22 protein-coding genes and 1 pseudogene are annotated in these 24,991 nt (G+C 72.9%); 14 read left to right on the forward strand and 9 right to left on the reverse strand.

Translation table 11 applies throughout. The features are described from left to right. Nucleotides 1-14: 14 nt before the first annotated feature. From ABFY07_RS13000 to ABFY07_RS13010, 3 genes are all read right to left on the reverse strand, one after another. A complete protein-coding gene (locus ABFY07_RS13000; RefSeq protein WP_346174640.1) occupies nucleotides 15-2,342 on the reverse strand; it encodes a SpoIIE family protein phosphatase in 2,328 nt (775 codons plus the stop codon). Continuing rightward, nucleotides 2,339-6,337, reverse strand: a complete 3,999-nt coding sequence (locus ABFY07_RS13005) for a HAMP domain-containing protein (protein ID WP_346174641.1) — start codon at nucleotides 6,335-6,337, stop codon at nucleotides 2,339-2,341. Before ABFY07_RS13005 ends, ABFY07_RS13000 begins: the two co-directional genes overlap by 4 nt. A gap of 232 nt (nucleotides 6,338-6,569) precedes the next feature. Further along, nucleotides 6,570-6,911, reverse strand: coding sequence for an STAS domain-containing protein (locus tag ABFY07_RS13010; protein ID WP_346174642.1), 342 nt, complete (start codon nucleotides 6,909-6,911; stop codon nucleotides 6,570-6,572). 179 nt (nucleotides 6,912-7,090) lie between these two features. On the opposite strand from ABFY07_RS13010, the gene ABFY07_RS13015 reads away from it, so the two are divergent. Then, nucleotides 7,091-8,332: a PP2C family protein-serine/threonine phosphatase gene (locus ABFY07_RS13015; RefSeq protein ID WP_428836916.1), complete on the forward strand. Its 1,242-nt coding sequence runs from the start codon at nucleotides 7,091-7,093 to the stop codon at nucleotides 8,330-8,332. A 193-nt stretch (nucleotides 8,333-8,525) separates the two neighbouring features. Here the strand turns inward: ABFY07_RS13015 and ABFY07_RS13020 are convergent, their stop codons facing one another. Both ABFY07_RS13020 and ABFY07_RS13025 read right to left on the reverse strand, forming a co-directional pair. Beyond that, the gene (locus tag ABFY07_RS13020) at nucleotides 8,526-9,032 is read right to left on the reverse strand and encodes a MarR family winged helix-turn-helix transcriptional regulator (protein WP_346174643.1); all 507 of its coding nucleotides are present in this window, start codon (nucleotides 9,030-9,032) and stop codon (nucleotides 8,526-8,528) included. 119 nt (nucleotides 9,033-9,151) lie between these two features. Next, entirely contained in the window at nucleotides 9,152-9,490 is a 339-nt protein-coding gene (locus ABFY07_RS13025) for a type II toxin-antitoxin system Phd/YefM family antitoxin (RefSeq protein ID WP_346174644.1), read from the reverse strand. A 112-nt stretch (nucleotides 9,491-9,602) separates the two neighbouring features. On the opposite strand from ABFY07_RS13025, the gene ABFY07_RS13030 reads away from it, so the two are divergent. From ABFY07_RS13030 to ABFY07_RS13055, 6 genes are all read left to right on the forward strand, one after another. Continuing rightward, nucleotides 9,603-10,238, forward strand: a complete 636-nt coding sequence (locus ABFY07_RS13030) for an ATP-dependent Clp protease proteolytic subunit (protein WP_346174645.1) — start codon at nucleotides 9,603-9,605, stop codon at nucleotides 10,236-10,238. Between the two features lie 6 nt (nucleotides 10,239-10,244). Then, nucleotides 10,245-10,553 (forward strand): hypothetical protein, encoded by a 309-nt coding sequence (locus ABFY07_RS13035; protein ID WP_346174646.1) that lies wholly within the window; start codon nucleotides 10,245-10,247, stop codon nucleotides 10,551-10,553. Nucleotides 10,554-10,926: 373 nt separating this feature from the next. Next, entirely contained in the window at nucleotides 10,927-11,400 is a 474-nt protein-coding gene (locus tag ABFY07_RS13040) for a C40 family peptidase (RefSeq protein ID WP_346174647.1), read from the forward strand. 137 nt (nucleotides 11,401-11,537) lie between these two features. Beyond that, nucleotides 11,538-11,936 (forward strand): VOC family protein, encoded by a 399-nt coding sequence (locus tag ABFY07_RS13045; RefSeq protein WP_346174648.1) that lies wholly within the window; start codon nucleotides 11,538-11,540, stop codon nucleotides 11,934-11,936. 69 nt (nucleotides 11,937-12,005) lie between these two features. Beyond that, nucleotides 12,006-13,229 carry a nucleotidyl cyclase domain-containing protein gene (locus ABFY07_RS13050; protein WP_346174649.1) on the forward strand — a complete coding sequence of 408 codons (1,224 nt, stop codon included), beginning with the start codon at nucleotides 12,006-12,008 and terminating at the stop codon, nucleotides 13,227-13,229. Between the two features lie 40 nt (nucleotides 13,230-13,269). Further along, nucleotides 13,270-13,809 carry a DUF6328 family protein gene (locus tag ABFY07_RS13055; protein ID WP_346174650.1) on the forward strand — a complete coding sequence of 180 codons (540 nt, stop codon included), beginning with the start codon at nucleotides 13,270-13,272 and terminating at the stop codon, nucleotides 13,807-13,809. Here the strand turns inward: ABFY07_RS13055 and ABFY07_RS13060 are convergent. Further along, nucleotides 13,742-14,170, reverse strand: a complete 429-nt coding sequence (locus ABFY07_RS13060; RefSeq protein WP_346174651.1) for an ATP-binding protein — start codon at nucleotides 14,168-14,170, stop codon at nucleotides 13,742-13,744. The genes ABFY07_RS13055 and ABFY07_RS13060 overlap by 68 nt on opposite strands. 247 nt (nucleotides 14,171-14,417) lie before the next feature. On the opposite strand from ABFY07_RS13060, the gene ABFY07_RS13065 reads away from it, so the two are divergent. The 5 genes from ABFY07_RS13065 to bioD all read left to right on the forward strand — a co-directional run bounded on the left by ABFY07_RS13065 (nucleotide 14,418) and on the right by bioD (nucleotide 19,107). Beyond that, entirely contained in the window at nucleotides 14,418-15,287 is an 870-nt protein-coding gene (locus ABFY07_RS13065; protein WP_346174652.1) for a helix-turn-helix domain-containing protein, read from the forward strand. A gap of 10 nt (nucleotides 15,288-15,297) precedes the next feature. Further along, entirely contained in the window at nucleotides 15,298-15,555 is a 258-nt protein-coding gene (locus ABFY07_RS13070) for a DUF397 domain-containing protein (RefSeq protein WP_346174653.1), read from the forward strand. Between the two features lie 181 nt (nucleotides 15,556-15,736). After that, nucleotides 15,737-17,032, forward strand: coding sequence for a biotin synthase BioB (gene bioB / locus ABFY07_RS13075; RefSeq protein ID WP_346174654.1), 1,296 nt, complete (start codon nucleotides 15,737-15,739; stop codon nucleotides 17,030-17,032). Beyond that, complete coding sequence (locus tag ABFY07_RS13080) at nucleotides 17,025-18,338, forward strand: adenosylmethionine--8-amino-7-oxononanoate transaminase (protein ID WP_346174655.1); 1,314 nt, start codon at nucleotides 17,025-17,027, stop codon at nucleotides 18,336-18,338. The genes bioB and ABFY07_RS13080 overlap by 8 nt, the downstream gene beginning before the upstream one ends. A 55-nt stretch (nucleotides 18,339-18,393) precedes the next feature. Next, nucleotides 18,394-19,107, forward strand: coding sequence for a dethiobiotin synthase (gene bioD, locus ABFY07_RS13085; RefSeq protein ID WP_346174656.1), 714 nt, complete (start codon nucleotides 18,394-18,396; stop codon nucleotides 19,105-19,107). Nucleotides 19,108-19,212: 105 nt separating this feature from the next. Here bioD and ABFY07_RS13090 read toward each other — a convergent pair whose 3' ends face one another. The 3 genes from ABFY07_RS13090 to ABFY07_RS13100 form a co-directional block, all read right to left on the reverse strand. After that, nucleotides 19,213-21,894, reverse strand: a complete 2,682-nt coding sequence (locus ABFY07_RS13090) for a glycoside hydrolase family 3 N-terminal domain-containing protein (protein WP_346174657.1) — start codon at nucleotides 21,892-21,894, stop codon at nucleotides 19,213-19,215. Between the two features lie 152 nt (nucleotides 21,895-22,046). Then, nucleotides 22,047-22,418: a fic family toxin-antitoxin system, toxin component gene (locus ABFY07_RS13095; RefSeq protein WP_346174658.1), complete on the reverse strand. Its 372-nt coding sequence runs from the start codon at nucleotides 22,416-22,418 to the stop codon at nucleotides 22,047-22,049. Next, nucleotides 22,415-22,642 carry an antitoxin gene (locus ABFY07_RS13100; protein ID WP_065966837.1) on the reverse strand — a complete coding sequence of 76 codons (228 nt, stop codon included), beginning with the start codon at nucleotides 22,640-22,642 and terminating at the stop codon, nucleotides 22,415-22,417. Before ABFY07_RS13100 ends, ABFY07_RS13095 begins: the two co-directional genes overlap by 4 nt. A gap of 108 nt (nucleotides 22,643-22,750) precedes the next feature. Here ABFY07_RS13100 and ABFY07_RS13105 point away from each other — a divergent pair, with 108 nt between their 5' ends. Beyond that, nucleotides 22,751-23,176 carry a GNAT family N-acetyltransferase gene (locus ABFY07_RS13105; RefSeq protein WP_346174659.1) on the forward strand — a complete coding sequence of 142 codons (426 nt, stop codon included), beginning with the start codon at nucleotides 22,751-22,753 and terminating at the stop codon, nucleotides 23,174-23,176. Between the two features lie 205 nt (nucleotides 23,177-23,381). Further along, nucleotides 23,382-24,698, forward strand: a pseudogene (locus ABFY07_RS13110) (hemolysin family protein); the annotation flags it as partial. Between the last annotated feature and the right edge of the window lie 293 nt (nucleotides 24,699-24,991).

Genomic DNA, 24,991 nt, shown 5'->3' on the forward strand with positions numbered 1-24,991 from the left:
GCGGGCTCGCGGGGTCAGTTCACGTCGATCCCGATCAGACAGGTGTCGTCGTCGGTGTCGGACCGCGCGTGCGTCAGCAGGAGGTCGAGGTGTTCCCCGAGCTCCGGCGGGGCCGCGCCGGCGATGGCCAGCAGTTGTTCGAGCGACTTCTCCACGGAGGTGTCCCGCCGCTCGATCAGCCCGTCGGTGTACATCATCAGCCGGTCCCCGGACGACAGGTCGATCCGGTGTTCCTCGTAGCGGGCCTCCGCGACGGCGCCGAGCAGGATGCCGCCCGGCAGCGGGAGGGCGGTGGCCTCCCCGTCGCGGATCAGCACGGGTGGCGGGTGGCCGGCCCGCGCCCACCGCAGCGTCTGCGTCACCGGGTCGTAGATGCCGCAGACCACGGTGGCCGTCACCTGCTCGGTGAGGTGGTGGGCGACGCTGTTGAGCCAGCCCAGCAGTTGGGCCGGGCCGCAGCCGGTGGCGGCCAGCCCGCGCAGCGCGTTGCGCAGGACCACCATGCCGGTGGCCGCCTCGATGCCGTGTCCGGCCACGTCGCCGACCGCGAGCAGCACCTTCTTGCCGGGCAGGACCACGGCGTCGTACCAGTCGCCGCCCACCAGGTGCCCCTCCTCGGCCGGGCGGTAGCGCACCGCCACGTGCAGCCCGGTGATGTCGACCGGGGCGGGGGACGAGGGCATGATGGCCCGCTGGAGCTGGAGGGCCAGGCGGTTGCGTTCCTCGGCCTGCTGCTCGGTGTCGGCGAGCTTGTCGCGGGTGGCCGCGAGGGCCACTTCCGTCCAGTGCTGGGTCGAGAAGTCCTGGTACGCCCCGCGCACCGCGAGCAGCCGGCCGGCCGGGTCGGCCACCGGCTCGGCGACGACGCGCATGTGGCGCATCGCCCCGTCGGTACGGCGGAGCCGGAAGGCCGTGGACGCGGAGTGGCGGTGGTGGAGCAGGGTGCGCAGGAACCGCCCGATGGCCACCGAGTCGTCCGGGTGCGCGTGTTCGGCCAGCCGCTCCAGGGGCACGGGGGCGGCGGTGGGCGGGCGGCCGAAGAGCGAGAAGAGCTGGCTGTCCCAGAGGATCTCCCCGCTGATCACGTCCTGCTGGAAGCCGCCGATGCGGCCGAGGCGCTGGACGTGTTCCAGCAGGGCGGCGAGCCGGGCGGCCTCGTTCTCCAGCCGCCAGCTGAGCAGCACCGCGTCGCCGTACCGGCCGATGCCGACGGTGGCGATCCCGGTGATGGACCTGTCGTCGGCCAGGGCGGTCAGGGCCGTCCGCTCGGCGCGGAACGGTTCGCCGGTGGCGTGGACCCGCAGGACGTGTTCGTACAGCCCGCCTTCACGGGCCGCGAGGGGGTACGCCTCCAGCAGCCGCATGCCCGTGATCATGGAGCGTGGCCGGCCGGCCGGGTCGGCGAAGCGCTCGTTGACGTACGCGATGGCGAAGTCGACCACGTGGTCGTGCCCGTCGAGCAGGGGCCGCAGCACCAGCACCGGGTCGAGCAGGCCGTCGGCGAGGTCCATCAGGGCGTTCTCCGGGACCACCGGGTCCTCGGCGGGGCCGGCCGCGGTGGCCTGGGAGTCGGGCAGGGTGTGGGCGCACAGGTCGGCCAGCGCGTTCAGCTGGCGGCCCACCGGAGCGGGCAGCGGGGGCCGCGGGTGGGGCCAGCACACCTCGAGCACGCCGAGGATGCGGCCGGCCAGCTCGGCCGGAAGCACGGCCCGGGCGCCGTCGCTGCCGTGGCGCTTCCCTATGCCCGGCACCTCGGCCGGCATCTGACCGAACCACTGGGGGTGGCGCTCGGTCACCACGCGCTGGGCGGGGACGCCGACGCCGGGCGGCACATAGCGCCAACGCGACGCCTCGCCCCGGGGGAAACCGGCGTGTCCCGCCAGCGCCAGGGCGCCGCCGGAGGTCACGGTCCACAGCGCCACCGCGCTCGCCCCGAGCGGGGCGAGCACCTGCTCGATGAGCGTGTCGACCACGGACTGGGGGTCCTCGGTGAGGGAGCCGGCCTCGGCCGACCGCAGCCGCAGCACGGCGGGCGAGGTGTGCTGCCCGCCGTCGTCGGAGGAGGTGGAGGGGCGGGAGAAAGCCGCGGCGACCTCGTCCCCGGCGGCCCCGTTGACGATGTCCGCGGCCAGCTCCAGCAGCGGCAGCCCGGCGGTCTCCGCCAGCTCCTCCAGATGGTGGGCGGCCTCCGTCGGGCCGCCGTGGCCGCGCTCGACCAGAATGCCGGTGGCGATGCCGACCAGGGCCCGCGTCTCGGCCGCCTCCTGTGACTCGGTGAGCTCCCGGCGCAGCCGCGCCACCGTGGCCGCCAGCGCGTCCAGGCGCTTCTCGCACTCGCTCACCGGTTCAACCAGCGGCGGATGCAGCTCACGAGCGCGTCGGCGTCCAGCGGCTTGGTGATGTAGTCGTTGGCCCCGGCGGCCAGCGCCTTCTCCCGGTCGCCCGCCATGGCCTTCGCGGTCACCGCGATGATCGGCAGGTCGGCGTACTCGGGCATGGCACGGATCGCCGCGGTCGCGGTGTGGCCGTCCATCTCGGGCATCATCACATCCATCAGCAGCAGTTCCACGCCCGGGTGCCGGGCCAGCGTCTCCAGGCCCTCGCGTCCGTTCTCGGCGTGCAGCACGCGCATGCCGTGCAGTTCGAGGATGCCGGTGAGCGCGTACACGTTGCGGGTGTCGTCGTCGACGACGAGGACCACCCGGCCGGCGAGGTCGGTCGGCGGGTCCGCCGGCGCCGTCCTGGCCTGCGGGACCTCGGGCGTGGCGGCGGGCCGGGCCGGGGGCCGGGCGTCGGGGGTCACATGGGCCGCGATGCGCCGGCGCAGCTCGTCCAGGCTCGGCAGCAGCTCCCACGGCCTGCCCGCGGACCACTGTGCGAGCTGCCGCTCCCAGTGGGGGTCCAGCGGCCCCGTGTGGTGGGCGAGCACCGGGATCCCTTCCGCGGCCGGGATCCGGCCCAGTTCCTCGAGGAACCGCAGGCCGACCTGGTCGGGCATGTCGAGGTCCAGGACCACGCAGTGGCAGGGCTCGGCGGCGAGGGCCGCGGCGGCTTCCTGCGGGCCCAGGGCCGTGCGCAGCCGCACCGGGACGGGCGCTCCCCCGTCCCGGTCGCGGTCCGCCGACCCGTCGACGACGCTCTCGGCCAGCAGCGACAGCAGGCCGCGCGGCCGTTCCTCGACCACGAGCAGACCGCGCCGCGCGGGCTGGTCGGCGGCCGGGGGTTCCTCCTGGCCGGCCTGCGGCGCCTCCAGGGCGGGCGGCGTGGCGGCGCCGGGGGTGGCCTTCCGTGCGATGGGCAGGTAGAAGCTGAAGGTGCTGCCCTCGCCGAGGGTGCTCGCGGCGTGTATCGCGCCGCCCAGCAGGCGGGCGATCTCCCTGCTGATGGACAGGCCGAGGCCCGTGCCGCCGTAGGCGCGGCTGGTGGTGCCGTCCGACTGCTGGAACGCCCCGAAGATGGCCTCGAGCTGGTGCTCGGCGATCCCTATGCCGGTGTCCACCACCCGGAAGGCGATCGCGGGACCGTGTTCGCGGACCTCCCGGGGCAGATCCTCGGCGGCGGGCGCGATGCGCAGCTCGACCGCGCCGGTCTCGGTGAACTTGACCGCGTTGGACAGCAGGTTGCGCAGGACCTGGCGCATCCGGATGTCGTCCGTGACCAGTTCCTCGGGGACGGCGGGCGAGACGCTGATGTGGAAGTCCAGGCCCTTCTGGGCCGTCAGGGGCCTGAAGGTGGCCTCGACGTAGTCGAGCAGACGCCGCAGCGGCACCCGCTCGGGGTGGATGTCCATCTTGCCCGCCTCGACCTTGGACAGGTCGAGGATGTCGTCGATCAGCTGGAGCAGGTCGGACCCGGCGGAGTGGATGACGCTCGCGTACTCCACCTGCTTGGGGGTGAGGTTCCGGGTCGGGTTCTGCGCCAGGAGCTGGGCGAGGATCAGCAGGCTGTTGAGGGGGGTGCGCAGCTCATGGCTCATGTTGGCCAGGAACTCCGACTTGTACTTGGACGCGAGGGTCAGCTGCCGGGCCCGCTCCTCCAGCTCCTGGCGGGCCTGTTCCACCTCCCGGGTCTTGGTCTCGATGTCGCGGTTCCGCGACGCCAGGAGCGTGGCCTTCTCCTCCAGTTCGGCGTTGGACCGCTGGAGTTCGTCCTGCCGTGCCTGCAGCTCTTCCGAGCGCGCCTGGAGTTCCGCGGTCAGCCGCTGGGACTCCTCCAGCAGCTCGTCGGTCCTGGCGTTGGCGACGATGGTGTTGATGTTGACGCCGATCGTCTCCGTGAGCTGTTGCAGGAAGTCCCGGTGGACGGGGGTGAAGCGGGTCACCGAGGCCACCTCGATGACGCCGAGGACCTGGTCCTCGACCGCGATGGGCAGCACGATCAGGCTGGACGCCTCGGCCGAGCCGAGGCCGGAGGAGACGGTGACGTAGCCGGGCGGGAGTTCGTCGATGGCGATGGTGCGGCGGCTGCGGGCCGCCTGCCCGACGAGCGACTCGCCGAGCCGGAACCGCACCGGCCGGTCCTCGTCCCCGGCGGGCATCCCGTAGGAGCCGATCAGGTGCAGCTCGACGCCCCGCGGTGTCTCCCGGGCGAGGTAGAAGCCGCCGTACTGGGCGCCGACCAGCGGCACCAGCTCGTCCATGACCGACTCGGCGACCGCCGTCAGCTCGCGCCCGCCCTGCATCAGCCCGGAGACGAGGGCCAGGTTGGTCTTGAGCCAGTCCTGTTCCTGGTTGGTGCGGGTGGTCTCGCGCAGGGACTCCACCATGGCGTTGATGTTGTCCTTGAGCTCGGCGACCTCGCCGGAGGCGTCGACCGTGATGGAGCGGGTGAGGTCGCCCTCGGCCACGGCGCTGGTGACCTCGGCGATGGCCCGCACCTGGCGGGTGAGGTTTCCGGCCAGCTCGTTGACGTTCTCGGTCAGCCGCTTCCAGGTGCCGTGGACGCCCTCGACCTCGGCCTGCCCGCCGAGCCGGCCCTCGCTGCCCACCTCGCGGGCCACCCGGGTCACCTCGGCGGCGAAGGAGGAGAGCGTGTCGACCATGGTGTTGATGGTGGTCTTCAGCTCCAGGATCTCGCCGCGCGCGTCGACGTCGATCTTGCGCGTGAGGTCGCCGCGGGCCACCGCCGTGGTGACCTGGGCGATGTTGCGCACCTGATTGGTCAGGTTGTTCGCCATGGAGTTGACGTTCTCGGTGAGGTCCTTCCAGATGCCCGCCACATGGGGCACCTGTGCCTGGCCGCCGAGCATGCCCTCGGTGCCGACCTCGCGGGCGACCCGGGTGACCTCGTCCGCGAAGGCCGAGAGCTGGTCGACCATCGTGTTGATCACTCCGGCGAGCGCCGCCACCTCGCCCTTGGCCTCGACGGTGATCTTCTGCGACAGATCACCCCGGGCCACCGCGGTCGCCACCTGGGAGATGGACCGCACCTGGCTGGTGAGGTTGGACGCCATGACGTTGACGTTGTCGGTCAGGTCCTTCCAGGTGCCGGAGACACCCCGGACGGTGGCCTGGCCGCCGAGGTTTCCCTCGGTGCCGACCTCGCGGGCGACCCGGGTGACCTCGTCCGCGAACGCCGACAGCTGGTCGACCATGGTGTTGATGGTGGTCTTGAGCGCCAGCACCTCGCCGCGGGCGTCCACGTCGATCTTGCTGGTGAGGTCGCCCTGGGCCACGGCGGTGGCCACGCGGGCGATCGAGCGCACCTGGGCGGTGAGGTTTCCGGCCATGAAGTTGACCGAGTCCGTCAGGTCCCGCCAGGTGCCGCCGACGCCGGGCACCAGAGCCTGCCCGCCGAGCCGGCCCTCGGTGCCCACCTCGCGGGCCACCCGGGTCACCTCGTCCGCGAACGCCGACAGCTCGTCGACCATCGTGTTGATGGTGTCCTTCAGCTCGTGGATCTCGCCCCGGGCCTCGACCGTGATCTTCTGCGTCAGGTCGCCCTTGGCCACCGCGGTGGCGACCTGGGCGATGTCCCTCACCTGTGTGGTCAGGTTTCCCGCCATGGCGTTGACGGAGTCCGTCAGGTCCTTCCAGGTGCCGTCCACGCCGGGCACCGCCGCCTGGCCGCCGAGCCGGCCCTCGGTGCCCACTTCGCGAGCCACCCGGGTCACCTCGGAGGTGAACAGCGCCAGCTGGTCCACCATGCCGTTGAAGACGGCGGCGATCTCTCCCAGGAGCCCCTCGTGGTCGGCCGGAAGACGGGTGCCGAAGTCACCGTCCCTGACCGCCGTGAGTCCGGCCAGCAACCGCCTCAGCTCCGGCTCCGCCACCGATCCGGTGCTCCGGGCCGTCGCGGCACGCGTCGTACGTCTTCCCGCGCCGGAACTCGCTGCCATGGTTCTCCGCCCCTCAAGTAGCGGTCCGCTCCTCGGGCGCCCCGCGCTCACGGGGTCCGGTGAGCCGTCGACACGGAAGTGATCAGGCGCTCCGAGCGTCATATTGCCACAGTTGCCGCCCAGCAACTATCGGCGAGAAGGGCCGCCACCGCAAAGACGGACCTGGCGGAAAGTGCTGGTGACAACTCCGGCCGGGCCCGAGGAGGGTGTGGTAAAGAGCCCGGGGCGGCCGTCAGGGGACGGGCCGGGCAAGGGCCTCGTCGACCGTGCCGGCCAGGGTCAGCACTCCCTCGGTCTCCGTGATCCTGAGCACATGCCGCATGGCCTCCGGCACGCCCGCGAGCACCAGCCGGGTCCCCGCCTGTCCGGCCCGGCCGTGGAGCCGCAGCAGCATATTGAGGCCGCTGGAGTCGCAGAAGGTCACCTCGCGGCAGTCGAGCACCAGCCGGTCGCCCTGCCCCGCCAGCGCCTCGCCCGCCGCCCGCTCCAGCACGGGAGCGCCTTCGAGGTCGAGCTCACCGCGCAGCGCGAGCACCTGCCCGGCAACGGCGTCGACCTGGAAACCACCGGACATACACACCACTCCAGCCTCGATGACCGCTCTCGGCCCCCTCCGGACGGTTCCCGGCGGCGGCCACACCCGCCCATCCAATCAATTGATCGACGTCACGGGCTACGGGGCCCGTCACACACGCACGCTTCTCTTATCGCAATATTTGTCGTAAGACAATTGTTGTCCTCGTGGTGCATAGAATGCGCGTGACGATCATCGCGGCGGCCCGTCCCGGCGCATTCGAGAAGCAGGACGATGTGGACAATATTGCTACGGTCGAGCGGGCTCTGCGCACAGCCGCACCCCATGCCCTGCTCGATGTCGTCACGACCGCCCTGGCGGAGCAGCACGGCGCCGAACAGGTCGAGCTGCGCCTGGCGGACTACGGCATGCGGTCGCTCCAGATCGTGGGGTCCGGGGCCGAGGACGCGGAGCCGGTGCCCGTCCACGGCAGCCCGCAGGGCCGCGCGTTCGGGTCGCAGGAGCCGCGCGTCATCGAGGACACCGCGCGGGGCATGGTGGACGTGCATCTGCCGATGACGATCCGCGGCGACCGCATGGGCGTCCTGTCCGTGCGGCTGCCGGCCGACCGCTACGCCGAGACGTCCCTCCCGGGCCTGCAGTCGATCTGCGAGGCGCTCGGCCACGAGATCCTGGTCGCCGAACGCGACACGGATCTCTACCTGTTGGCCCGGCGCGCCGTCCGGCTGACCCTGGCCGCCGAGATGCAGTGGCAGTTGCTGCCCGGGCATTCCTGCACCCGCCCGGAGTTCTCCCTCGGCGCCCACCTCGAACCGGCGTACGCCATCTTCGGCGACAACTTCGACTGGACCGCCTCGGCCGACCATCTGACCCTGACCGTCACCAACGGCATGGGCGAGGGCATCGAGGCGGCGCTGCTGACCAATCTGGCCGTCAACGCCCTGCGCAACGCCAGGCGCGCCGGTCTGGACCTCGCCGACCAGGCGAGCCTGGCCGACCAGGCGGTCTACGCCCATTACCGGGGCGCGGCCTACGTGTCCGTGCTGCTGCTGCGCTTCCACTTCGCCACCGGGCAGGTCGAGGTCGTGGACGCCGGGTCGCCCCGCCTGTGGCGCCAGCGGGACCGCGCCGTCGAGCCCGTCGAGTTCGACGCCCAGCTGCCGCTCGGCATGTTCGAGGACACCGTCTACGTCGCCGAGCACTTCACGGTCCGCTCCGGCGACCGGCTGCTGTTCGGCAGCGACGGGGTGTACGACACGGTCTCCCCGGCGGGTGAGCGCTACGCGGAGCGGGCGCTGGTGCGCGCCCTGGGCAACACCAGGCTGCTGCCGCCGACCCAGGTGCCGCAGGCGGTGCTGCGCGAACTGGCGGGCTTCCGCGGTGACACGCCGCTCGACGACGACGCCCTGGTGGTCTGCCTCGACTGGTACGGACGGGACGGCGGCGGACAGGCGGAGTAAGTGGGGCGATCATTGCCATTTGACAACTGTGCCCGGGTAACAACATTCTAGGGAGGCTCGTCCGGAGCCGGGGGCTGCTCCGGCGCGCCCCCCCGAAGGGGCGGCCTGTGGCACATGGCGGCCTGTGACACATGAGGGGTGGACCGTGGCGGATCGGGCGAGGGGGCGCTCGCGCCGGCACGAGACGGGGAGCTCAGGCCAGCCGCACCGCGCTGTCCGTCGGGTCCCGGCGCCGGACGGTGGCGGTCTCCTCCACCGCGTCCCGGAATCCCTTCAGCCCCTCCAGCAGCGCCTTGCGCGCGGTCGGGGTCATGGTCGCTATGGCGGCCAGCAGGGCCTCCTCCCGCCGGGCCCGCAGCTCGAGCAGATACGCCTTGCCGTGGGTGGTGAGCCGGATCTCCAGCTCCCGGCGGCTGACCGGGCTGGGCGCGCGCTCCACGAAGCCGAGTGCCTGCAGCCGGTCGCACAGCCTGCTCACCGACGAAGGGGCCGACCCCAAAAGCTCGCCGAGGGTACGGAGGTTGATGCCGCCCTCACGGTCGAGGCTGTACAACACCCGTAGCTGCGAAGCCGACACGGGAGAGGACGAGACGGCGTCGCGCCCCCGCTCCCACAGGACCTCGAGCAGTTCGATCACCTCGCAGGCCATGTGAGCGGCCTCGCGGGACCGGCGGTGCGAGGGTGTCGGATTCACGCCCATAACAGTGCACTCCGATTCAGCGTTCTCGGCCCCAGGCGCCGACCGTGCGCCTTGCGCCCGCTGCAACCATATCTCCGGCCCGCCGTCCGCCCCGGCGGGTGGTGAGGCCCCTCCCCCGGTCACCCCTCGCGGCCCGGGCGCCGTCCGCCGGCGCCCGGGCCGCGATGTTCCGCCGCGATGTCCCCGCGGTGCTCCGCCGCGATGCCGAACCGCCGCCGTTCACCCGGAGCGGACGCCGCCGGGCGCACTGCCGAGACCGTGCTGATCACCCGCTGTTCTTCCGCACCCGCCGCGGCCTGCTCGAGCTCCTCCAGTCTCCGCAGGTCGTCGGCGGAAACCAGGGCCACGAGCGGCTTCCCGTGCCGGGTCACCACCACGCGCTCGCCGCCGTAGACGACGCGGTTGATGAGCTCCGCGAGCTCTGCTCGGGCTTGCGTCACCGGAATCTCGTAGGCCATGCTCCCCATCTTAACGAGATGTACGTCCTGTACATTTTTTACGGACGAGCCGCCAGGACGCCTTCTGTCCGGACGCCGCCCGACAGCCACTGACGCCGAGAGGTGAGACGCGATGGAACGCCCGACCGCGCGCTACGTCCTGCCCGAGTTCACCGAGCGCACGAGCTCCGGGGTCCGCACCATGGACCCGTACTCGAAGCTCCTGTCCGAGCGCATCGTCTTCCTCGGCACCCCGATCGACGACACCTCGGCCAACGACGTGATCGCGCAGCTCGTCCACCTCGAGCACGCCGGGCCGGACCAGGACATCTCGCTGTACATCAACTCGCCCGGCGGCTCGTTCTCCGCCATGACCGCGATCTACGACACGATGCGCTTCGTGAACTGCGACATCGAGACGGTCTGCCTGGGCCAGGCCGCCTCCGCGGCCGCCGTGCTGCTCGCCGCCGGGACCCCGGGCAAGCGCTTCGCGCTGCCCGGCGCGCGGCTGCTCATCCACCAGCCGTCATTCAGCGAGCCCATTCAGGGCACCACCTCCGACCTGCAGCTCCAGGCCGAGGAGATGCTGCGCACCCGCGACCTGCTGGAAGAGATGCTGGTGCGCCACACCGGGCAGCCCGCCGAGCGGATCCGCGCCGACATCGAACGCGACAAGATCTTCGACGCCGAGGGCGCGGTGGCGTACGGGCTCGTGGACCGGCTCACCCTCAGCCGCAAGGGGCCGCGGGCGTCGAGCGGCGCGAGGTGACCGGCCGTGCTGCCTCCCGAACTGCCCCCGCTGCCCGCGCTCACCCGCGCGGAGGGCGCGTTGCTGGACGGCTATCTGGACGTGGTCGACCTGCTCGGCCGGATCAACCCGGCCCGCGGCAGCGACACGTACGGAGGGCTGCGGGCCGCGCAGGCCCTGGTGGGGAAGGCCACCGCCCTGCGGGACGCGCTGGCGCTGATGCACGAGCGCGGTGAGAGCCGGCTGCACACCGCGACCCTGGCCCGGGCCCTGCGGGTGCTGGACGGGGAGCGGCGCACCGAGCGCGTCACCCTTCCCCCGGTCGACTCACCCTGAGCCCGGCCCCGGCGCCGCCGGGGCGGCGGGGTGCCGCACCAGAGGCGGCGCGCGCCCCGTGCCGGGTTCACCCGTTCGGCCGCATTCCGGCCCCGGCCCGCCCACCGGCCCGGCTTGCGCGCGGCGCGCACGGCGTTCTCGTTCCGTACCCGCCGGGAGCGAGGCGGGACGAAGCCCCCGGGCCCCCGGCGCGGCCCGTCCCGGCCGGGGGCGTTCACCCGGACGGCCTCGTCGCGAGGGATGACACCACGGCGTGTCCTGGCTCGGAATCCCCGCCCGCCTGCGGCAGCATTCCCAGGACGACAGGACCCGCCGTGCCGGGCGCCTGGCCGGGCCCGGCCCGGTGGGCCCCGGCTGACGAAGGGGGTGCGCGATGGCTGCGCACATTCGAGTCCCCACAGTGGTATCCCGGGCCGGTGCCGTCTCGGCCCTGACCGTCGCGGCGGTCGGCGGCCCCGTGGCGGGGCCGGGAATACCGCAGCAGGCCGAGGCGGCCTCCGCCGCCGCGAAGGCGCTCCAGGTCGCCGCCTCGAAGAAGGGAGCCCCGTATGTGTACGGGGCCGCCGGCCCGAACCGCTTCGACTGCTCGGGCCTGAGCCAGTACGCGTACAAACGGGCCGGGAAGCCGCTGCCGCGCACCGCGGCCGCGCAGTACAACCGCACCCGCCACATCAAGACCACCTCCCGCCGCGGCGGCGACCTGGTGTTCTTCCACTCCGGGCGCAGCGTCTACCACGTGGGTCTTTACGCGGGGCGGGGCCGGATCTGGCACGCGCCCAAGCCGGGGACGGTGGTGCGGCTGGAGCGCATCTGGACCAAGAAGGTCTGGTACGGGCAGGTGCGCTGAGGCTCCGTCCGCGCGTGCGACGCGCGTGGGACGCGCGCCGGACGGGCGTGGGGAGGCCCGACTGTCGGTGGCCGCCGGTACGTTGGCAAGGTCGGGACGGCCGCCACCGCCGTCAGGGACCACCTCGCGAGGACGACATGTCGTATCCGAACCCCGTCCGGAACATCACCTTCGACGCCCATGACCCCTACGCCCTGGCGCGCTTCTGGCACGCCGTGACCGGTTACGCGCTGGAGGACAGCGAGCCCGGCGACGACGAGGTGGTGATCTCGTCGGGCCGGGCGGCGGCTCCGGGCCTGCTGTTCCAGCGGGTGCCGGAGGCCAAGACCGGCAAGAACCGTCTCCACCTCGACATCCAGCCGCCCTCGGGCACGCGGGACGCCGAGGTGGAGCGGCTGCTCTCGCTGGGCGCGCGGGTGATCGACGACCGGCGCACCGAGGACGGGCTCGGCTGGGTCGTCATGACGGATCCCGAGGGCAATGAGTTCTGCGTCGAGCGCAGCGCCGTGGAGCGCGGCTTGGTGGAACCGATGTGACGGACCCCTACGAGCCCCGGGGAGACGCGCGTAGCGTGAGCCGGTGTCGGCGGCAGGAGGGGGCTTGTGGTGACCGAGCAGTTCCAGGCGGACCGGACCTATGACCATGTGTACCTGGTCTTCATCGACACGGCCGGGTATTCGACGATCGTCCTGTCGAACCCGGCGGACCGCGCGGCGCACGCCTTCGACCTGCTGCGCGAGCGGATGCGCGCGCGGATCGCGCAGGTCGCGGAGGAGCGCCGGTGCGCCCGCAGCGGGGTGTGGAGCTGGCGGGGCGACGGCGGTTTCCTCGCCGTGCACGACGACAGCGAGAGCGTGGCCCGGGATGTGGCGCTGGAGGCGGCCAGGACCTTCCTCACCCTGGACCTGAGGCATCTGCGGGACGAGTTCGCGCGGGCGGGGGTGCGCGGCGAGCTGCATCTGCGCATGGCCGTGCACAAGGGGACGATCCGGCACAGCGGGGAGGGGCGGACCGGCACCATCCACTCCCCCGACATCAATCTGGCCGCGCATCTGGAGAAGGCGACGCCCCGGGACTGCCTGGCGATCTCGGAGGACGTCCACCGCACCGCGGGCCCGTACGCGGAGTTGTTCGCGCCGGTGGGGACCCATGAGGGCAAGCGCGTCTATCTGATGGCGGGGGACGGTCCGGCGGCGGGGGGCGGCGGTCCGCAGGCGGCGGCCAAGGCCTGGCTGGCGAGTCGCGGGCTGGCCGGGGGCACCGCGGTCCACGCCTACCCCGAGCGGCCGAGCTCCGAGGAGAAGGCGCGGCTGCTGGACGCGGCGTGCGAGGAGGTCCTCGACATGGGGACGGCGCTGCGCAGCTCGTCCAGCCGGCTGGTCACCAGCGAGCGGCCGGCCCGCTACCGCGACGCGGTCCTCGGGCTGCTGCGCCGGGGCGGCATCTACCGCTGCTTCCTGCTGGACCCGTCCTCGGACGCGGCGGCCACGCTGGCGCGGCAGTACCAGGAGGACATGGCGAGGAAGATCAAGGACTCGCTGGAGCGGTTCGGCCGGTTCAAGGAGCGCTACGGGGCCGAGGCGGAGGGGCTGCGGGTGTACCAGACGGACGCGTTCCCGGGGTTCTCCGCGCTGGCCGTCGACGTCCGGCGGCCCGACGGGCTGATCCTCTACTCCTCGTATCTGATGGGCACCAGTCCGTACGGGGTGATCGAACGCGGCGACATGCCGCACTATCTGATCAGCCCGGCGGCCGGGCCGGTGTTCGGGCGCATCCGGGCGCTGGCCGAGGCCCGCGACGCCGGCGGGTCGGTCGAACGCGTGCTGTGACCTGCGCGTATCTCGGGCCGTTCCGGTAACCCGAATGGACATGAACGACGAGGGTGGAAAGCCGGCCCGCCGCGAGACCCCGCTCGAGCGTGACGACCGCAATTTCGCCGAGCTGCTGCAGGAGCTGCGGGTCACCCAGACCGGGGTGCAGATCCTGTTCGCCTTCCTGCTGACGCTGGCGTTCACCCAGCGGTTCGGGTCCCTGGACAGCGTGCAGCGCGGCACCTACATCGCCACGCTCCTGCTCGCGGTGGTCGCGGCCTCGCTCTTCACCGCTCCGGCCGCCATCCACCGGGCGCTGTTCCGCCAGGGCGCCAAGCGCAGGATCGTCGATGTGTCCTCCCGGCTGGCGAGCATCGGGCTCGGCGTCCTGGCGCTGGCCTTCACCGGGTCGGTGCTGCTGGTCGTGGACGTGGTGCTGGGGCGGGGTCCGGGGATCGCCGCCGCGTCGGGCACCTTCGCGGTGTGCTGCGGGCTGTGGGGGCTGCTGCCCCGGCTGATCGGGCGGAGCCTCACCCCACGGGGACGGTCCAGGGCAGCGCGATCCACACCGTCTTCCCACCCTCGGGCGTCGGGATGACGGACACCTCGCCGCCCGACTCCGCGGCCAGCGATCTGATGATCAGCAGTCCCCGGCCGTTGTCCTGATGGGGGGCGGCGGGCAGCCGCTTGGGCCATCGGGGGTGGCTGTCGGTGACGCCGATCCGCAGCCGCTCCTCCCGCTCCAGCCGCACGTCCACCGTGAAGGTGGGCGACTGGCCCATCGTGTGCTGCACCGCGTTGGTGGCGAGCTCGGAGACGACGAGCCGTACGATGCCGACGGTCTCCGCGTCCGTCGGCAGACCCCATTCGGCCAGCACGCTCGTCACATATCTTCGCGCCGTGGTCACCGAGACCGGCGCGCTCGGCAGAGTGACGGATGCTTCCTGGTGGTCAGCCATGGCGACCCTGTCCCTTCCCTCCGGGGCGCGGCTGCGGACGCGTGTGAGTGGTATTGCCAAGCCAGTGAAGTCGTGGGCAGCCCCGGCGGCTCTAGCGTCAGAGTGCCATCGATGGGCGGTGCAACGGGTGCGATCCACCAAGTTATGCATATATCTGTCGCTCGAAACGGTGAACTCTGCTACGGAAGACCGGATTTGCGCGGCACACTGGCGACCGGGAATTCGGAGAAAGCCGAAAGGGGAAGTCATGCGGTACGGCCCTGCGGTGCGCCGCCGCAAGCTCGGCGCGGAACTCCGCCGCCTGCGCGACCTCGCCGGACTCACCAGCGGTGAGGCCGCGCGCCGGGTGGGCTGGCACCAGTCGAAGGTGAGCCGGCTGGAGACCGGGCGCAGCGGTGCGAGACCGTCCGATGTGGCGCGGCTGCTGGACGTGTACGAGGTCGCCGACCCGGAGCTGCGCGCGCTGCTGGAGGCGCTGTGCGGCGGGGGCGCCTCGGATCCGGAGGGGTCGCGGCGCGGCTGGTGGTACGCCTACCGCGATCTGCTGCCGCCCGCCTACCGGGACTTCATCAGCCTGGAGTCGGAGGCCTCGGCCGCCTCCACGCTGGAGACCACGGTGGTGCCGGGCCTGCTGCAGACCCCGGACTACGCGCGGGCGGTGACCCGGGCGGCGCTGCCGGATCTACCGCCGCCGCAGGTGGACACGTTGGTGGAGGTGCGGATCGCGCGCCAGTCGGTGCTGCGCGGGGCGCGGCCGCTGCGGCTGCACGCGGTGCTGGACGAGGCGGTGCTGCGGCGGGAGGTCGGCGGCCCGGGGGTGATGGCGGCTCAGCTGCGCCATCTGGCCGAGGTGGCGGCGCTGCCGCAGGTGCGGCTGCAGGTGTTGCCGTTCTCGGCCGGAATGCCCATTGGCATCACCGGTCCTTTCATTATTTTTTCTTTTTCGCACATTACTGATCTAGACGTTGTCGTTCTCGACCACTTGACGAGTAGCCTCTACCTGGAGCGGAAAGAAGACCTCCGGGCGTACAGTGCCGCGTTCGACACGCTGCGGACCAAGGCCCTGTCCGTCCGGGAAACATTGACCTTCATCACAAAAATCGGGGGCGGCGCCTGAGAGGGGCACCATGTCCACAACGTCCTGGTCCCTACCCTGCGATTCGGCACTGCGTGACGCGCATTGGCGGCGCAGCAGCTACAGCACCGGAATGAACAACTGCGTCGAGACGGCCGCACTTCCGCCCGGCCTGCTCGCCGTGCGCGACTCCAAGAACACGGCGGGCCCCGCGCTGTTGTTCGCCCCCACGGCCTGGGGCACGTTCGTCGACGCGCTCCGGGGCGGCGCGCTTCGCTCCGGCGCCGCCGCGCGCCGGAGCGAGAGCTGAGCCACGCGGTCGGGCGGCCGGCCCGGTCCGTACGACCGTGTCGGCCGCCACTGTCGGGTCCCTATAGAACGTAGCGGCGCCCATGCCCGGGCAGGGTGTGGCAATACACACACCTGGAACACGCGGTGTTGTGCCATCCCTACCTTTGCCCCGACCCCCGGGGCAGGGCAGGATCAGCTCCATGGAGCTGCTGAACACGCTGGTGGACAAGGGGCTGCGGCGCGAGCCGCCGACCCGAGAAGAGGCCCTCGCCGTGCTGGCGACCGCCGACGACGACCTGCTCGACGTGGTGGCCGCGGCGGGCAAGGTGCGCCGCGCCTGGTTCGGGCGGCGGGTGAAGCTCAACTATCTGGTCAACCTCAAGTCCGGTCTGTGCCCCGAGGACTGCTCGTACTGCTCGCAGCGGCTCGGCTCGCAGACCGGCATCCTCAAGTACACCTGGCTGAAGCCCGAGGAGGCGGCGGCCGCGGCGGGCGCGGGGGTCGCCGGCGGCGCCAAGCGGGTCTGTCTGGTCGCCAGCGGGCGCGGGCCGACCGACCGCGACGTGGAGCGGGTCTCCCGGACCATTCAGGCGATCAAGGAACAGCACGAGGACGTCGAGGTGTGCGCCTGTCTCGGCCTGCTCTCGGACGGGCAGGCGACGCGGCTGCGGGACGCGGGCGCCGACGCGTACAACCACAATCTCAACACCTCGGAGGCCACGTACGGGGACATCACCACCACCCACACCTACGCCGACCGGGTGACGACCGTCCGGCAGGCGCAGGCGGCGGGCATGTCCGCCTGCTCCGGGCTGATCGCGGGCATGGGCGAGACGGACGAGGACCTGGTCGACGTGGTCTTCTCGCTCCGCGAGCTGGACCCGGACTCCGTTCCCGTCAACTTCCTCATCCCCATCGAGGGCACCCCGCTCGCCGAGAAGTGGCACCTCACCCCGCAGCGCTGCCTGCGGATCCTGGCGATGGTGCGGTTCGTCTGCCCCGACGTCGAGGTGCGGCTCGCGGGCGGGCGCGAGATCCATCTGCGCTCGCTGCAGCCGCTCGCGCTGCACCTGGCCAACTCGATCTTCCTTGGCGACTATCTGACCACCGAGGGCCAGGCCGGCAAGGACGACCTCGCGATGATCGCCGACGCGGGCTTCGAGGTCGAGGGCACGGACACCACGACGCTGCCCGCGCACCGCGCCGACGCGCTCGCGGCGGTCGGGGCGGCCTGCGGTGGACACGGCGAGGCGGCGGCGGGCTGCGGCTCGGCGGGCGGCGGCTGCGCGCCGTGCGGCGACGCCGCGACGCCCGAGACGCCCGAGACGCCCGAGACGCCCGAGACGTCCAAGACATCCGAGACAGTGCCCGCGACGGTGCCGGCGGAGGCCGCGCCCGCCGCCGTCCCGGCCGCCACACCGGCCGCCGGGGCCCGCACCGACCTGGTCTCCGTGCGCCGCCGTGGCGCGGGCACGGACCTGCCGCCCAATGCCTGAGCCGCTGACCCCCGGCGAGCTGCTGGCCCTCGACCGGCGGCACGTCTGGCATCCGTACGGGCCGATGCCCGGCCGCCAGGACCCGCTGATCGTGGAATCCGCCGCCGGGGTACGGCTGCGGCTGGCCGAACCGGCCGAGGGCAGAAGCGAGTTGATCGACGGGATGTCGTCGTGGTGGTCCGCCGTCCACGGCTACAACCACCCCGTGCTCAACGAGGCTGCGCGCGGCCAGCTCGACCGGATGAGCCATGTGATGTTCGGCGGGCTCACCCACGAGCCCGCCGTACGGCTGGCCGCCCGACTCGTGGAGCTCACCCCCGAGCCGCTCCAGCACGTCTTCCTCGCCGACTCCGGCTCGGTCTCGGTCGAGGTCGCGGTCAAGATGTGCCTGCAGTACTGGCGCTCCCTCGGCCGCCCCGACAAGCGGCGGCTGCTCACCTGGCGCGGCGGCTACCACGGCGACACCTTCCAGCCGATGGCGGTGTGCGACCCGGACGGCGGAATGCACCACCTGTGGTCCGGGCTGCTGCCCCGTCAGGTCTTCGCGGACGCGCCCCCGCCCGGCTTCGACGCCCCGCCGGACCCCGCGTACGAGGCACATCTGCGCGACCTCGTCGCCCGGCACGCCCACGAGCTGGCCGCGGTCATCGTCGAACCGGTGGTGCAGGGCGCGGGCGGGATGCGCTTCCACTCCCCCGCCCTGCTGCGGGTGCTGCGGGAGGCGTGCGACGAACACGACGTGCTGCTGGTCTTCGACGAGATCGCCACCGGCTTCGGCCGCACGGGCGAGCTCTTCGCGGCCGGACACGCGGGCGTCAGCCCCGATGTGATGTGCCTGGGCAAGGCGCTCACCGGCGGCTATCTCACGCTCGCCGCCACGCTCTGCACGACCCGCGTGGCGGACGGCATCTCGCGCGGCGAGCTGCCGGTGCTCGCCCACGGCCCGACGTTCATGGGCAACCCGCTGGCGACCGCCGTCGCGCTCGCCTCGATCGACCTGCTGCTCGGCCACGACTGGCGGCAGGAGGTCAAGCGCATCGAGACGGGGCTGCGGGAGGGGCTGGCCGCCACGGCCGCGCTGCCCGGCGTCCGCGACGTCCGGGTCCTCGGCGCCATCGGCGTCGTCCAGCTCGACCACCCCCTCGACGAGGCGGGCATGGCGGCGACGACCCGCGCGGCGGTACGGGAGGGCGTCTGGCTGCGGCCGTTCCGCGACCTGCTGTACACGATGCCGCCGTACATCACGGGCGACGACGACCTGGCCCGCATCTGCGCGGCCCTCCACGCGGCCGCGCGGGCGGGCTGACCCCGGGTCCGCCCCCGCCCACTCGTACCCACACGACACCGAAAGGCGCGACCACATGCCCGTACTCATGATCAGCGGCACCGGCACGGAGATCGGCAAGACCGTCACCACCGCGGCCGTCGCCGCCACCGCGCTGGCCGCCGGCCGGTCCGTGGCGGTGCTCAAGCCCGCGCAGACCGGGGTCCGGGCGGACGAGCCGGGGGACGCGGCGGAGGTGGCCCGGCTGGCGGGGGCGGTCACCCAGGCCGAACTCGCCCGCTACCCGGACGCGTTGGGCCCGGCCACGGCCGCCAGGCGGGCCGGCCGCGCCCCGGTGCGCCCGTACGAGGTGGCCGAGGCGGCGGAGAAGCTGGCCGCCGGGCACGACCTGGTGCTCGTCGAGGGCGCGGGCGGGCTGCTGGTGCGCTTCGACGAGGAGGGCGGCACACTCGCCGACGCGGCCCGGCTGCTGGGCGCGCCCGTGCTGGTCGTCGTCCAGGCCGGGCTGGGGACGCTCAACACGACCACCCTGACGGCGGAGGCGCTGCGCGCCAGGGGCCTGGACTGCCCCGGCGTCGTCATCGGCAGCTGGCCCACGGCCCCGGACCTCGCGGACCGGTGCAATGTCGCGGAACTGCCCGGGGCGGCGGGCGCCCCGCTGCTGGGCGCCATCCCCCAGGGCGCCGCGGCCCTCCCGCCCGCCGACTTCCGCGCCGCCGCCCCCGGGTGGCTGGCCCCCCCGCTCGACGGGACCTGGAGCGCGGAGCGGTTCACGGCGGCGCAGGGCTGACCGGGGCCCCCGGGCCGGGCCCGGAGGCGACAGCGGGGCGGGGCGTACGCGATCAGGCGTACGCCCCACCCCTATGACCGCCGCCCCCTATGACCGCCCTGGGCCCTACCCCGCCGCCCGATAGGCCTCGGTCAGCTTCCTCACCGCCCCGGCCGCATCGCCGCCGAGCAGCAGATGGTCCGCCTCGGCGAAGGGTTTCGCGACCGTCGGGGTGATCTTCTGGCCGACCCGGTCCTGGACCATCAGCCGCGCGGCCGTCACGATCGCACGCCCCTTCGCAAAGTCCGCGCGCCCCTCCTTCCGGGCGGCTTCGGCCTCGGCCGCCAGCTCCTTCAGTCGCTCGGCGCCGTCCGCACGGGGCGCGCGGGTCGCACCGTCCGCGCGCAGCGCGCGGGTCGAGGTCGTCAGCCCCCACCCGTACGGGTACTGCGGGTCGTACGCCGCGTCGCCCACGTTGATCGGCAGCTGCGCCTCGGACCTGGGCCAGGTCACCGGCAGTTGCCCGGTGAAGGCCCGCTTGCCGTAGAGGACGTCCGCGACGCCGTCGCCCTCCGTGCCGGGCAGCCAGGACGCGACGAGGGCGTCGATGTCACCGAGCCGGTCGCCGAGGATCTGCGGGCGGCCGGAGACGATCAGCACCGCGCACTTCATGGCGCCGCACACCCTGTCCACCGCGGCCTGGTCGGCCTCGGACAGCCGCAGGTCATGGCCGTTGCCGACATCTCCCACCCCCTCCGCGTACGGGGTCTCGCCGACGACCACGACCCCGGCGTCGTATCCGTCCGTCGGGGCGGAGGCGTCCTTGGAGTAGGTGATGGCGGCGCCCCCGGCCCGCGACTGCGCCTTCCTCATGCCCTCCAGGATCGTGGTGCCCTGGGTGTTCCGGCCCGATGAGCCCTGCCAGGTGATGGTCCAGCCGCCGGTCTGGTTGCCGAGGTCGTCGGCGTTCGACCCGGCGACGTACACCTTCTGGGAGGTCTTCAGGGGCAGCACCCCGCCGTCGTTCTTCAACAGCACCTGCGACTTCGCGGCCGCCTCTCGGGCGACGGCGCGATGCCCCGCCGAGCCGATCCGGTCCAGGTTCGACCGATCCGCGTACGGCTTCTCGAAGAGGCCCAGCCGGAACTTGGCCGTCAGGATGCGGGAGACCGCGTCGTCGATCCGGGCCCGGCTGATCCGGCCGGCCTTCACCTCGTCGACGAGCGTGGTGTGGAAGGTCGCGTACGCGGTGGGCACCATGATCATGTCGACGCCGGCGTTCACCGAGGTGCGCACGTCGCTGGGGTAGTCGCCCGGGATCTGGTCGATGGCCTGCCAGTCGCTGATGACGAAGCCCTCGAAGCCCATCCGGTCCTTCAGCACGCCGTCGATCATCGCCCCGTCGGCGTGCATCTTGAGCGGTGCCTGCCCGTCGCCGAGGATGTCGAGCGAGGAGTACGAGGGCATGACCGTGCCCACCCCGCGGTCCACGGCCTCCTGGAAGGGCGCGAGGTGGATCCTCTCCAGCTCCTCGCGGGTGACCTTGGTGACGCCCTGGTCGATGGTGTAGCTGCCGGTGGTCGAGGACCCGAACTCGGTGCCGCCGTCGCCGACGAAGTGCTTGGCCGTGGTCAGCACCTTGTCGCGGCGGTCGAGGTCCTTGCCGCTCGGCGCGCCCTGCATGCCCTGGATGACCGTCTCCATCGCGGTGACCAGCGCCGGGTCCTCGCCGAACGACTCGTACGCCCGGCCCCACCGCTCGTCGCGCGACACGCACAGGCAGGGCGCGAAGTCCCAGGGGACGCCGGTGGCGCGCACCTCGGAGGCGGTGACCGCGCCGGTCTTCCCGGCCAGCCGCGGGTCGCGACTCGCGCCGAGGCCGATGTTGTGCGGCATGATCGTCGATCCGACGAGGTTGTTGTGGCCGTGGACCGCGTCCACGCCGTACACCAGCGGGATCTGGAAGCGGGTGGCCTGGGCGCGCAGCTGGAAGGCGTCCACCATCCGCGCCCAGGCGTCGGGCGTGTTGGGGGTGGGCACCGAGCCGCCGCCGGACAGCAGGGAGCCGAGGCCGTAGGCGGCGATGTCGCCCTGCGAGGTGAGGGCGTTGCGCTCGGCCTGGGTCATCTGCCCGGCCTTCTCCTCCAGGGACATGCGGGAGAGCAGGTCCTTCACCCGCTGCCGCACGGGGAGCTTCGGGTCGAGGTACGGCAGCCCGTGCGCGTCGATGACGATCCGCGGCGTCTCGGCGGGGGCCCTGGCGCCGGACACGGTGAGCCGCAGCGGGACGGTCTCGGCGGGTTCCGCGCCGCCGTCCCTGGCGGTGACCACCTCGACCGTGCGGGAGGTGCCGGAGTCGGTTCCGGCCGGGAAGGTCACGCTGCCCCGCACGGGCCGGTAGTCCTCGCCGGAGGTGGCGGTTCCGCCGTCGCCTTCGGTGGTGTAGTCGACGGTGACGGGTTCGTCGACGGGCGCGGAGCCGGTGGTGGCGACGGAGATCCTGACCCGGGCGGTCCTGCCCTCCTTCACCGGGTAGACGGCGGCGTCCGTGACGACCCGCGCCTTGAGCGACCCGTCTGCCTTGCCGGCGGCGGCCGCGCCGCCTCCGGTCAGGGGCAGTAAGGCGGCGACGACCGCCCCGGCGATCAGCGACGCCGCGGCGGAGCCGAGCCGGCCGCCCTGTCCCGGCTGTCCGGGCTGTCTTCGCCGGCTCCACGCTCTTCGCCGGCCCCACGGTCCTCGCTGTCCTCGCTGTGCGCGCTGTCCTGGCTGTGCGCCCTGTCCTGGCTGTGCACCGTTACCTGGCATCGCGGCTCCTTCGCATGAGCGGGCGGCGCGTGAGTCAACTCGCCCAGGAGGGGGCCGTCAAGAGTTGACGCCGCGTCGGGGGCCGTTCGGCTCAAAGCGGTGCCTGGCGGGATGTTTTCCTTCGGAGGCCGAATGCACGGCCCATGGATCCCTCAGGCGCTCCAGCGGCGCAGCTCGTCGGCGATCGCGTGGATGTCGGCGGTGCCGTCCTTCACCAGCCGGGCCAGGTCGCGGACGCGCTCCGGGGTGGTGGCGATCCTCAGCCCACTGGCGACGAGGTAGGCGTACGCGACGGCCGAGGCGAACAGTGCGTTCGACCGCTCCAGGGCGGGCACCAGCAGCAACAGCTGCAACAGTGCGGCGGCCCGGGTCTGCGGGTCGGAGTAGATGGGGGTGCCGAATATCTCGGCTTCGTGTCTGCTGACGGCGGCGACCAGCGCCCCGTAGTCGGTGACCTGGGGGTCCCCGGGGGTGCTGTGCTCGGCGATCATCAACAGCCAGGCGAGGTCGATCCGCACGTTCAAGAGCGCGCCTCGCCCTCCTTGCCGAACTCCTCGTCGAACACGGCCCGGTACTGCTTCATGAAGTCGGCGGCCGCCTCCACGAAGGTATGGCCCACCTCTCCGGCGTCCTTGCGGACGAGCTCCTCGATGTAGCGGTTCATGCTCATGCCCCGCTGCAGCGCGCGCTCGCGCGCCACCTCCGCGGTGGCCTCGTCGACCCGGACGTTCAGCTGTGTCTTCGCCACGGCCTCACGCTAGCGCCTATCCGCTAGCATCCACAAGCCGGGTCTCGTATCGCGGGACGGGGCGCAATCCCTTCGACACCGCGCCTGGCGCGGTGATGGGATCCCGCCATGAACGATCTCGCGATACGGGCCGCGGCACCCGAGGACCTCGACACCGTGCTGGCCTTCTGGAAGGACGCGGCGGAGGGCACCAGCATCAGCGACGACCGGGACGGGGTGGCCCGCCTGCTCGACCGCGACCCCGAGTCGCTGCTGCTGGCCGAGCGGGGCGGCGGGCTCGCCGGGACCGTGATCGCGGGCTTCGACGGCTGGCGCTGCCATCTGTACCGGCTCGCCGTGCACCCCGACCACCGGCGCCAGGGGGTGGCCAGCGCCCTCCTCCGGGCCGCCGAGGAGCGGTTCACCGCGCTCGGCGGGCGGCGCGGTGACGCGATGGTGCTGGACCGCAACGCCCTGGCCCACCACGCCTGGCGCGCGGCGGGCTACGCCCCGCAGCCGGAGTGGAGCCGCTGGGTCAAGCCGCTGGACTCCTGACGCCGCGCCCCGCTCGGCCGCCCCCGCACACCCTCGCGACTTTGCCGACCTTTTACCCAGGATCCGTCATGCATCGCCGCTCCGCGGCAACGTCGATGATGGCCCCGAGTGAAAGGTGTGAGCGTCCCCCCATGGGCGAGCCCCCCACAACCCGACATCGCGCGATCCGCCCCGCCCTGCCCGACCATGGGACTGGGGTGAACCGATGACCGAAGTGCTCCTCCTGGCCGTGGCGCTCCTGCTGGCCCTCGCCTGCGGCGGGTTCGTCGCGGCGGAGTTCTCGCTGACCACCGTCGAGCGCAGTGAGCTGGAGCGGGCGGTGGAGCGCGGGGACCGGGGCGCGGCCAGCGCGCTGAAGGCCGTGCGCGGCCTGACCTTCCAGCTCTCCGGCGCCCAGCTCGGCATCACCGTCACCAACCTGGTGGTCGGCATGCTCGCCGAGCCGTCCGTCGCCGCGCTGCTGGCCGCGCCGCTCGAGGCGATGGGCGTGCCGAGCTCGGCCGTCGGCTCGGTGGCGCTGGTCGTCGGCACGGCGCTGTCGACGGTCGTGCTGATGGTGGTCGGCGAGCTGGTGCCGAAGAACTGGGCCATCTCCCGCCCGCTGCCCGTCGCCCGGGCCGTCGCCACCCCGCAGCGCGCCTTCAGCGCCGCCTTCCGCCCGCTGATCGCCCACCTCAACAACACGGCCAACCGCACGGTGCGCCGGATGGGCCTGGAGCCCGCCGAGGAACTGGCCTCGGCGCGCAGCCCCCAGGAGCTGGTCGCGCTGGCCCGGCACTCCGCCCGGGAGGGCGCCCTGGAAGAGGACACCGCCGAGCTGTTCGTACGGACCCTGAACCTGCGGGAGCTGTCCGCGGAGAACGTGATGACCCCGCGGGTCCAGGTCATCGCGCTGGACGTGCGGGCCACCGTCGAGGACGTCGCCAACGCCACGCGCGCCACGGGCCTGTCCCGCTTCCCCGTCTACCGGGGCAGCCTGGACACGGTCGTCGGCACCGTCCACATCAAGGACGTGCTGGCCGTCGGCGCCGGGGAGCGGCCCCGCCACCCGGTGTCCGAGCTGATGCGCGAGCCCCTCTTCGTGCCCGCCTCGCTCACCGTGGACCGGGTGCTCGACCGGCTCTCGGGGGACCGCAGCATGGCCGTGGTCATCGACGAGTACGGCGGCACCGCCGGGGTGGTGACCCTCGAGGACATCGTCGAGGAGGTGGTCGGCGAGGTCCGCGACGAGCACGACCCGCACGAGAAGCCCGACCTCGCCCCGGTCGGCAAGGACTCCGAGGGCCGGGCGCTGTACGACGCGGACGGCGCGGCCCGCGTCGACCAGCTGGAGGCCATCGGCATGCGGGTGCCGCACGGCCCGTACGAGACCCTGGCCGGGCTGGTGGCCACCGAGCTCGGCCGGATCCCGGTGCGCGGCGACGCCCTGGAGGTGGCGGGCTGGGGCATCGAGGTGGCGGAGGACTCCGGCCACCGGGCCGCCCGCGTACGGTTGCGGGCGCCGTCGCCGGAGACCGGGGAGGACTGCGAGGACGGGGAGCACTGCGGGGGCGGGGGCCCCTCCGAAGGGAGGGACGACGGCGCGGACGGACGGCACGACGCGGACGGACGGCACAGCGCGGACGGACGGCACAGCGCGGGCGGACGGCACAGCGCGGGCGGACGGCACGGCGCGGGCGGACGGCACGGCGCGGGTGGACGGCAAGGCGCGGCCGCGCGGCACGACGCGGCCGGACGACAAGGCGCGGCCGCGCGGGACGGCACGGACGGACGGGACGGCACGGACGCGCGGCACGACGCGGACGGACGGCACGG

It is taken from the genome of Streptomyces sparsogenes subsp. cuspidosporus, assembly GCF_039532705.1.
Classification (GTDB): Bacteria; Actinomycetota; Actinomycetes; order Streptomycetales; family Streptomycetaceae; genus Streptomyces; species Streptomyces sparsogenes.

Bases quoted from the DNA above. Each gene is read 5' to 3' on its own strand.
- ABFY07_RS13105 (WP_346174659.1), top strand. From the start codon at position 22,751: ATGAACGATCTCGCGATACGGGCCGCGGCACCCGAGGACCTCGACACC.
- ABFY07_RS13055 (WP_346174650.1), top strand. From the start codon at position 13,270: ATGAACGACGAGGGTGGAAAGCCGGCCCGCCGCGAGACCCCGCTCGAG.
- ABFY07_RS13080 (WP_346174655.1), top strand. From the start codon at position 17,025: ATGCCTGAGCCGCTGACCCCCGGCGAGCTGCTGGCCCTCGACCGGCGG.
- ABFY07_RS13045 (WP_346174648.1), top strand. From the start codon at position 11,538: ATGTCGTATCCGAACCCCGTCCGGAACATCACCTTCGACGCCCATGAC.
- ABFY07_RS13060 (WP_346174651.1), bottom strand. From the start codon at position 14,170: ATGGCTGACCACCAGGAAGCATCCGTCACTCTGCCGAGCGCGCCGGTC.
- ABFY07_RS13025 (WP_346174644.1), bottom strand. From the start codon at position 9,490: ATGGCCTACGAGATTCCGGTGACGCAAGCCCGAGCAGAGCTCGCGGAG.
- ABFY07_RS13005 (WP_346174641.1), bottom strand. From the start codon at position 6,337: ATGGCAGCGAGTTCCGGCGCGGGAAGACGTACGACGCGTGCCGCGACG.
- ABFY07_RS13030 (WP_346174645.1), top strand. From the start codon at position 9,603: ATGGAACGCCCGACCGCGCGCTACGTCCTGCCCGAGTTCACCGAGCGC.
- ABFY07_RS13040 (WP_346174647.1), top strand. From the start codon at position 10,927: ATGGCTGCGCACATTCGAGTCCCCACAGTGGTATCCCGGGCCGGTGCC.
- ABFY07_RS13070 (WP_346174653.1), top strand. From the start codon at position 15,298: ATGTCCACAACGTCCTGGTCCCTACCCTGCGATTCGGCACTGCGTGAC.
- ABFY07_RS13090 (WP_346174657.1), bottom strand. From the start codon at position 21,894: ATGCCAGGTAACGGTGCACAGCCAGGACAGGGCGCACAGCCAGGACAG.
- bioB (WP_346174654.1), top strand. From the start codon at position 15,737: ATGGAGCTGCTGAACACGCTGGTGGACAAGGGGCTGCGGCGCGAGCCG.
- ABFY07_RS13010 (WP_346174642.1), bottom strand. From the start codon at position 6,911: ATGTCCGGTGGTTTCCAGGTCGACGCCGTTGCCGGGCAGGTGCTCGCG.
- bioD (WP_346174656.1), top strand. From the start codon at position 18,394: ATGCCCGTACTCATGATCAGCGGCACCGGCACGGAGATCGGCAAGACC.
- ABFY07_RS13020 (WP_346174643.1), bottom strand. From the start codon at position 9,032: ATGGGCGTGAATCCGACACCCTCGCACCGCCGGTCCCGCGAGGCCGCT.
- ABFY07_RS13015 (WP_428836916.1), top strand. From the start codon at position 7,091: ATGCGCGTGACGATCATCGCGGCGGCCCGTCCCGGCGCATTCGAGAAG.
- ABFY07_RS13065 (WP_346174652.1), top strand. From the start codon at position 14,418: ATGCGGTACGGCCCTGCGGTGCGCCGCCGCAAGCTCGGCGCGGAACTC.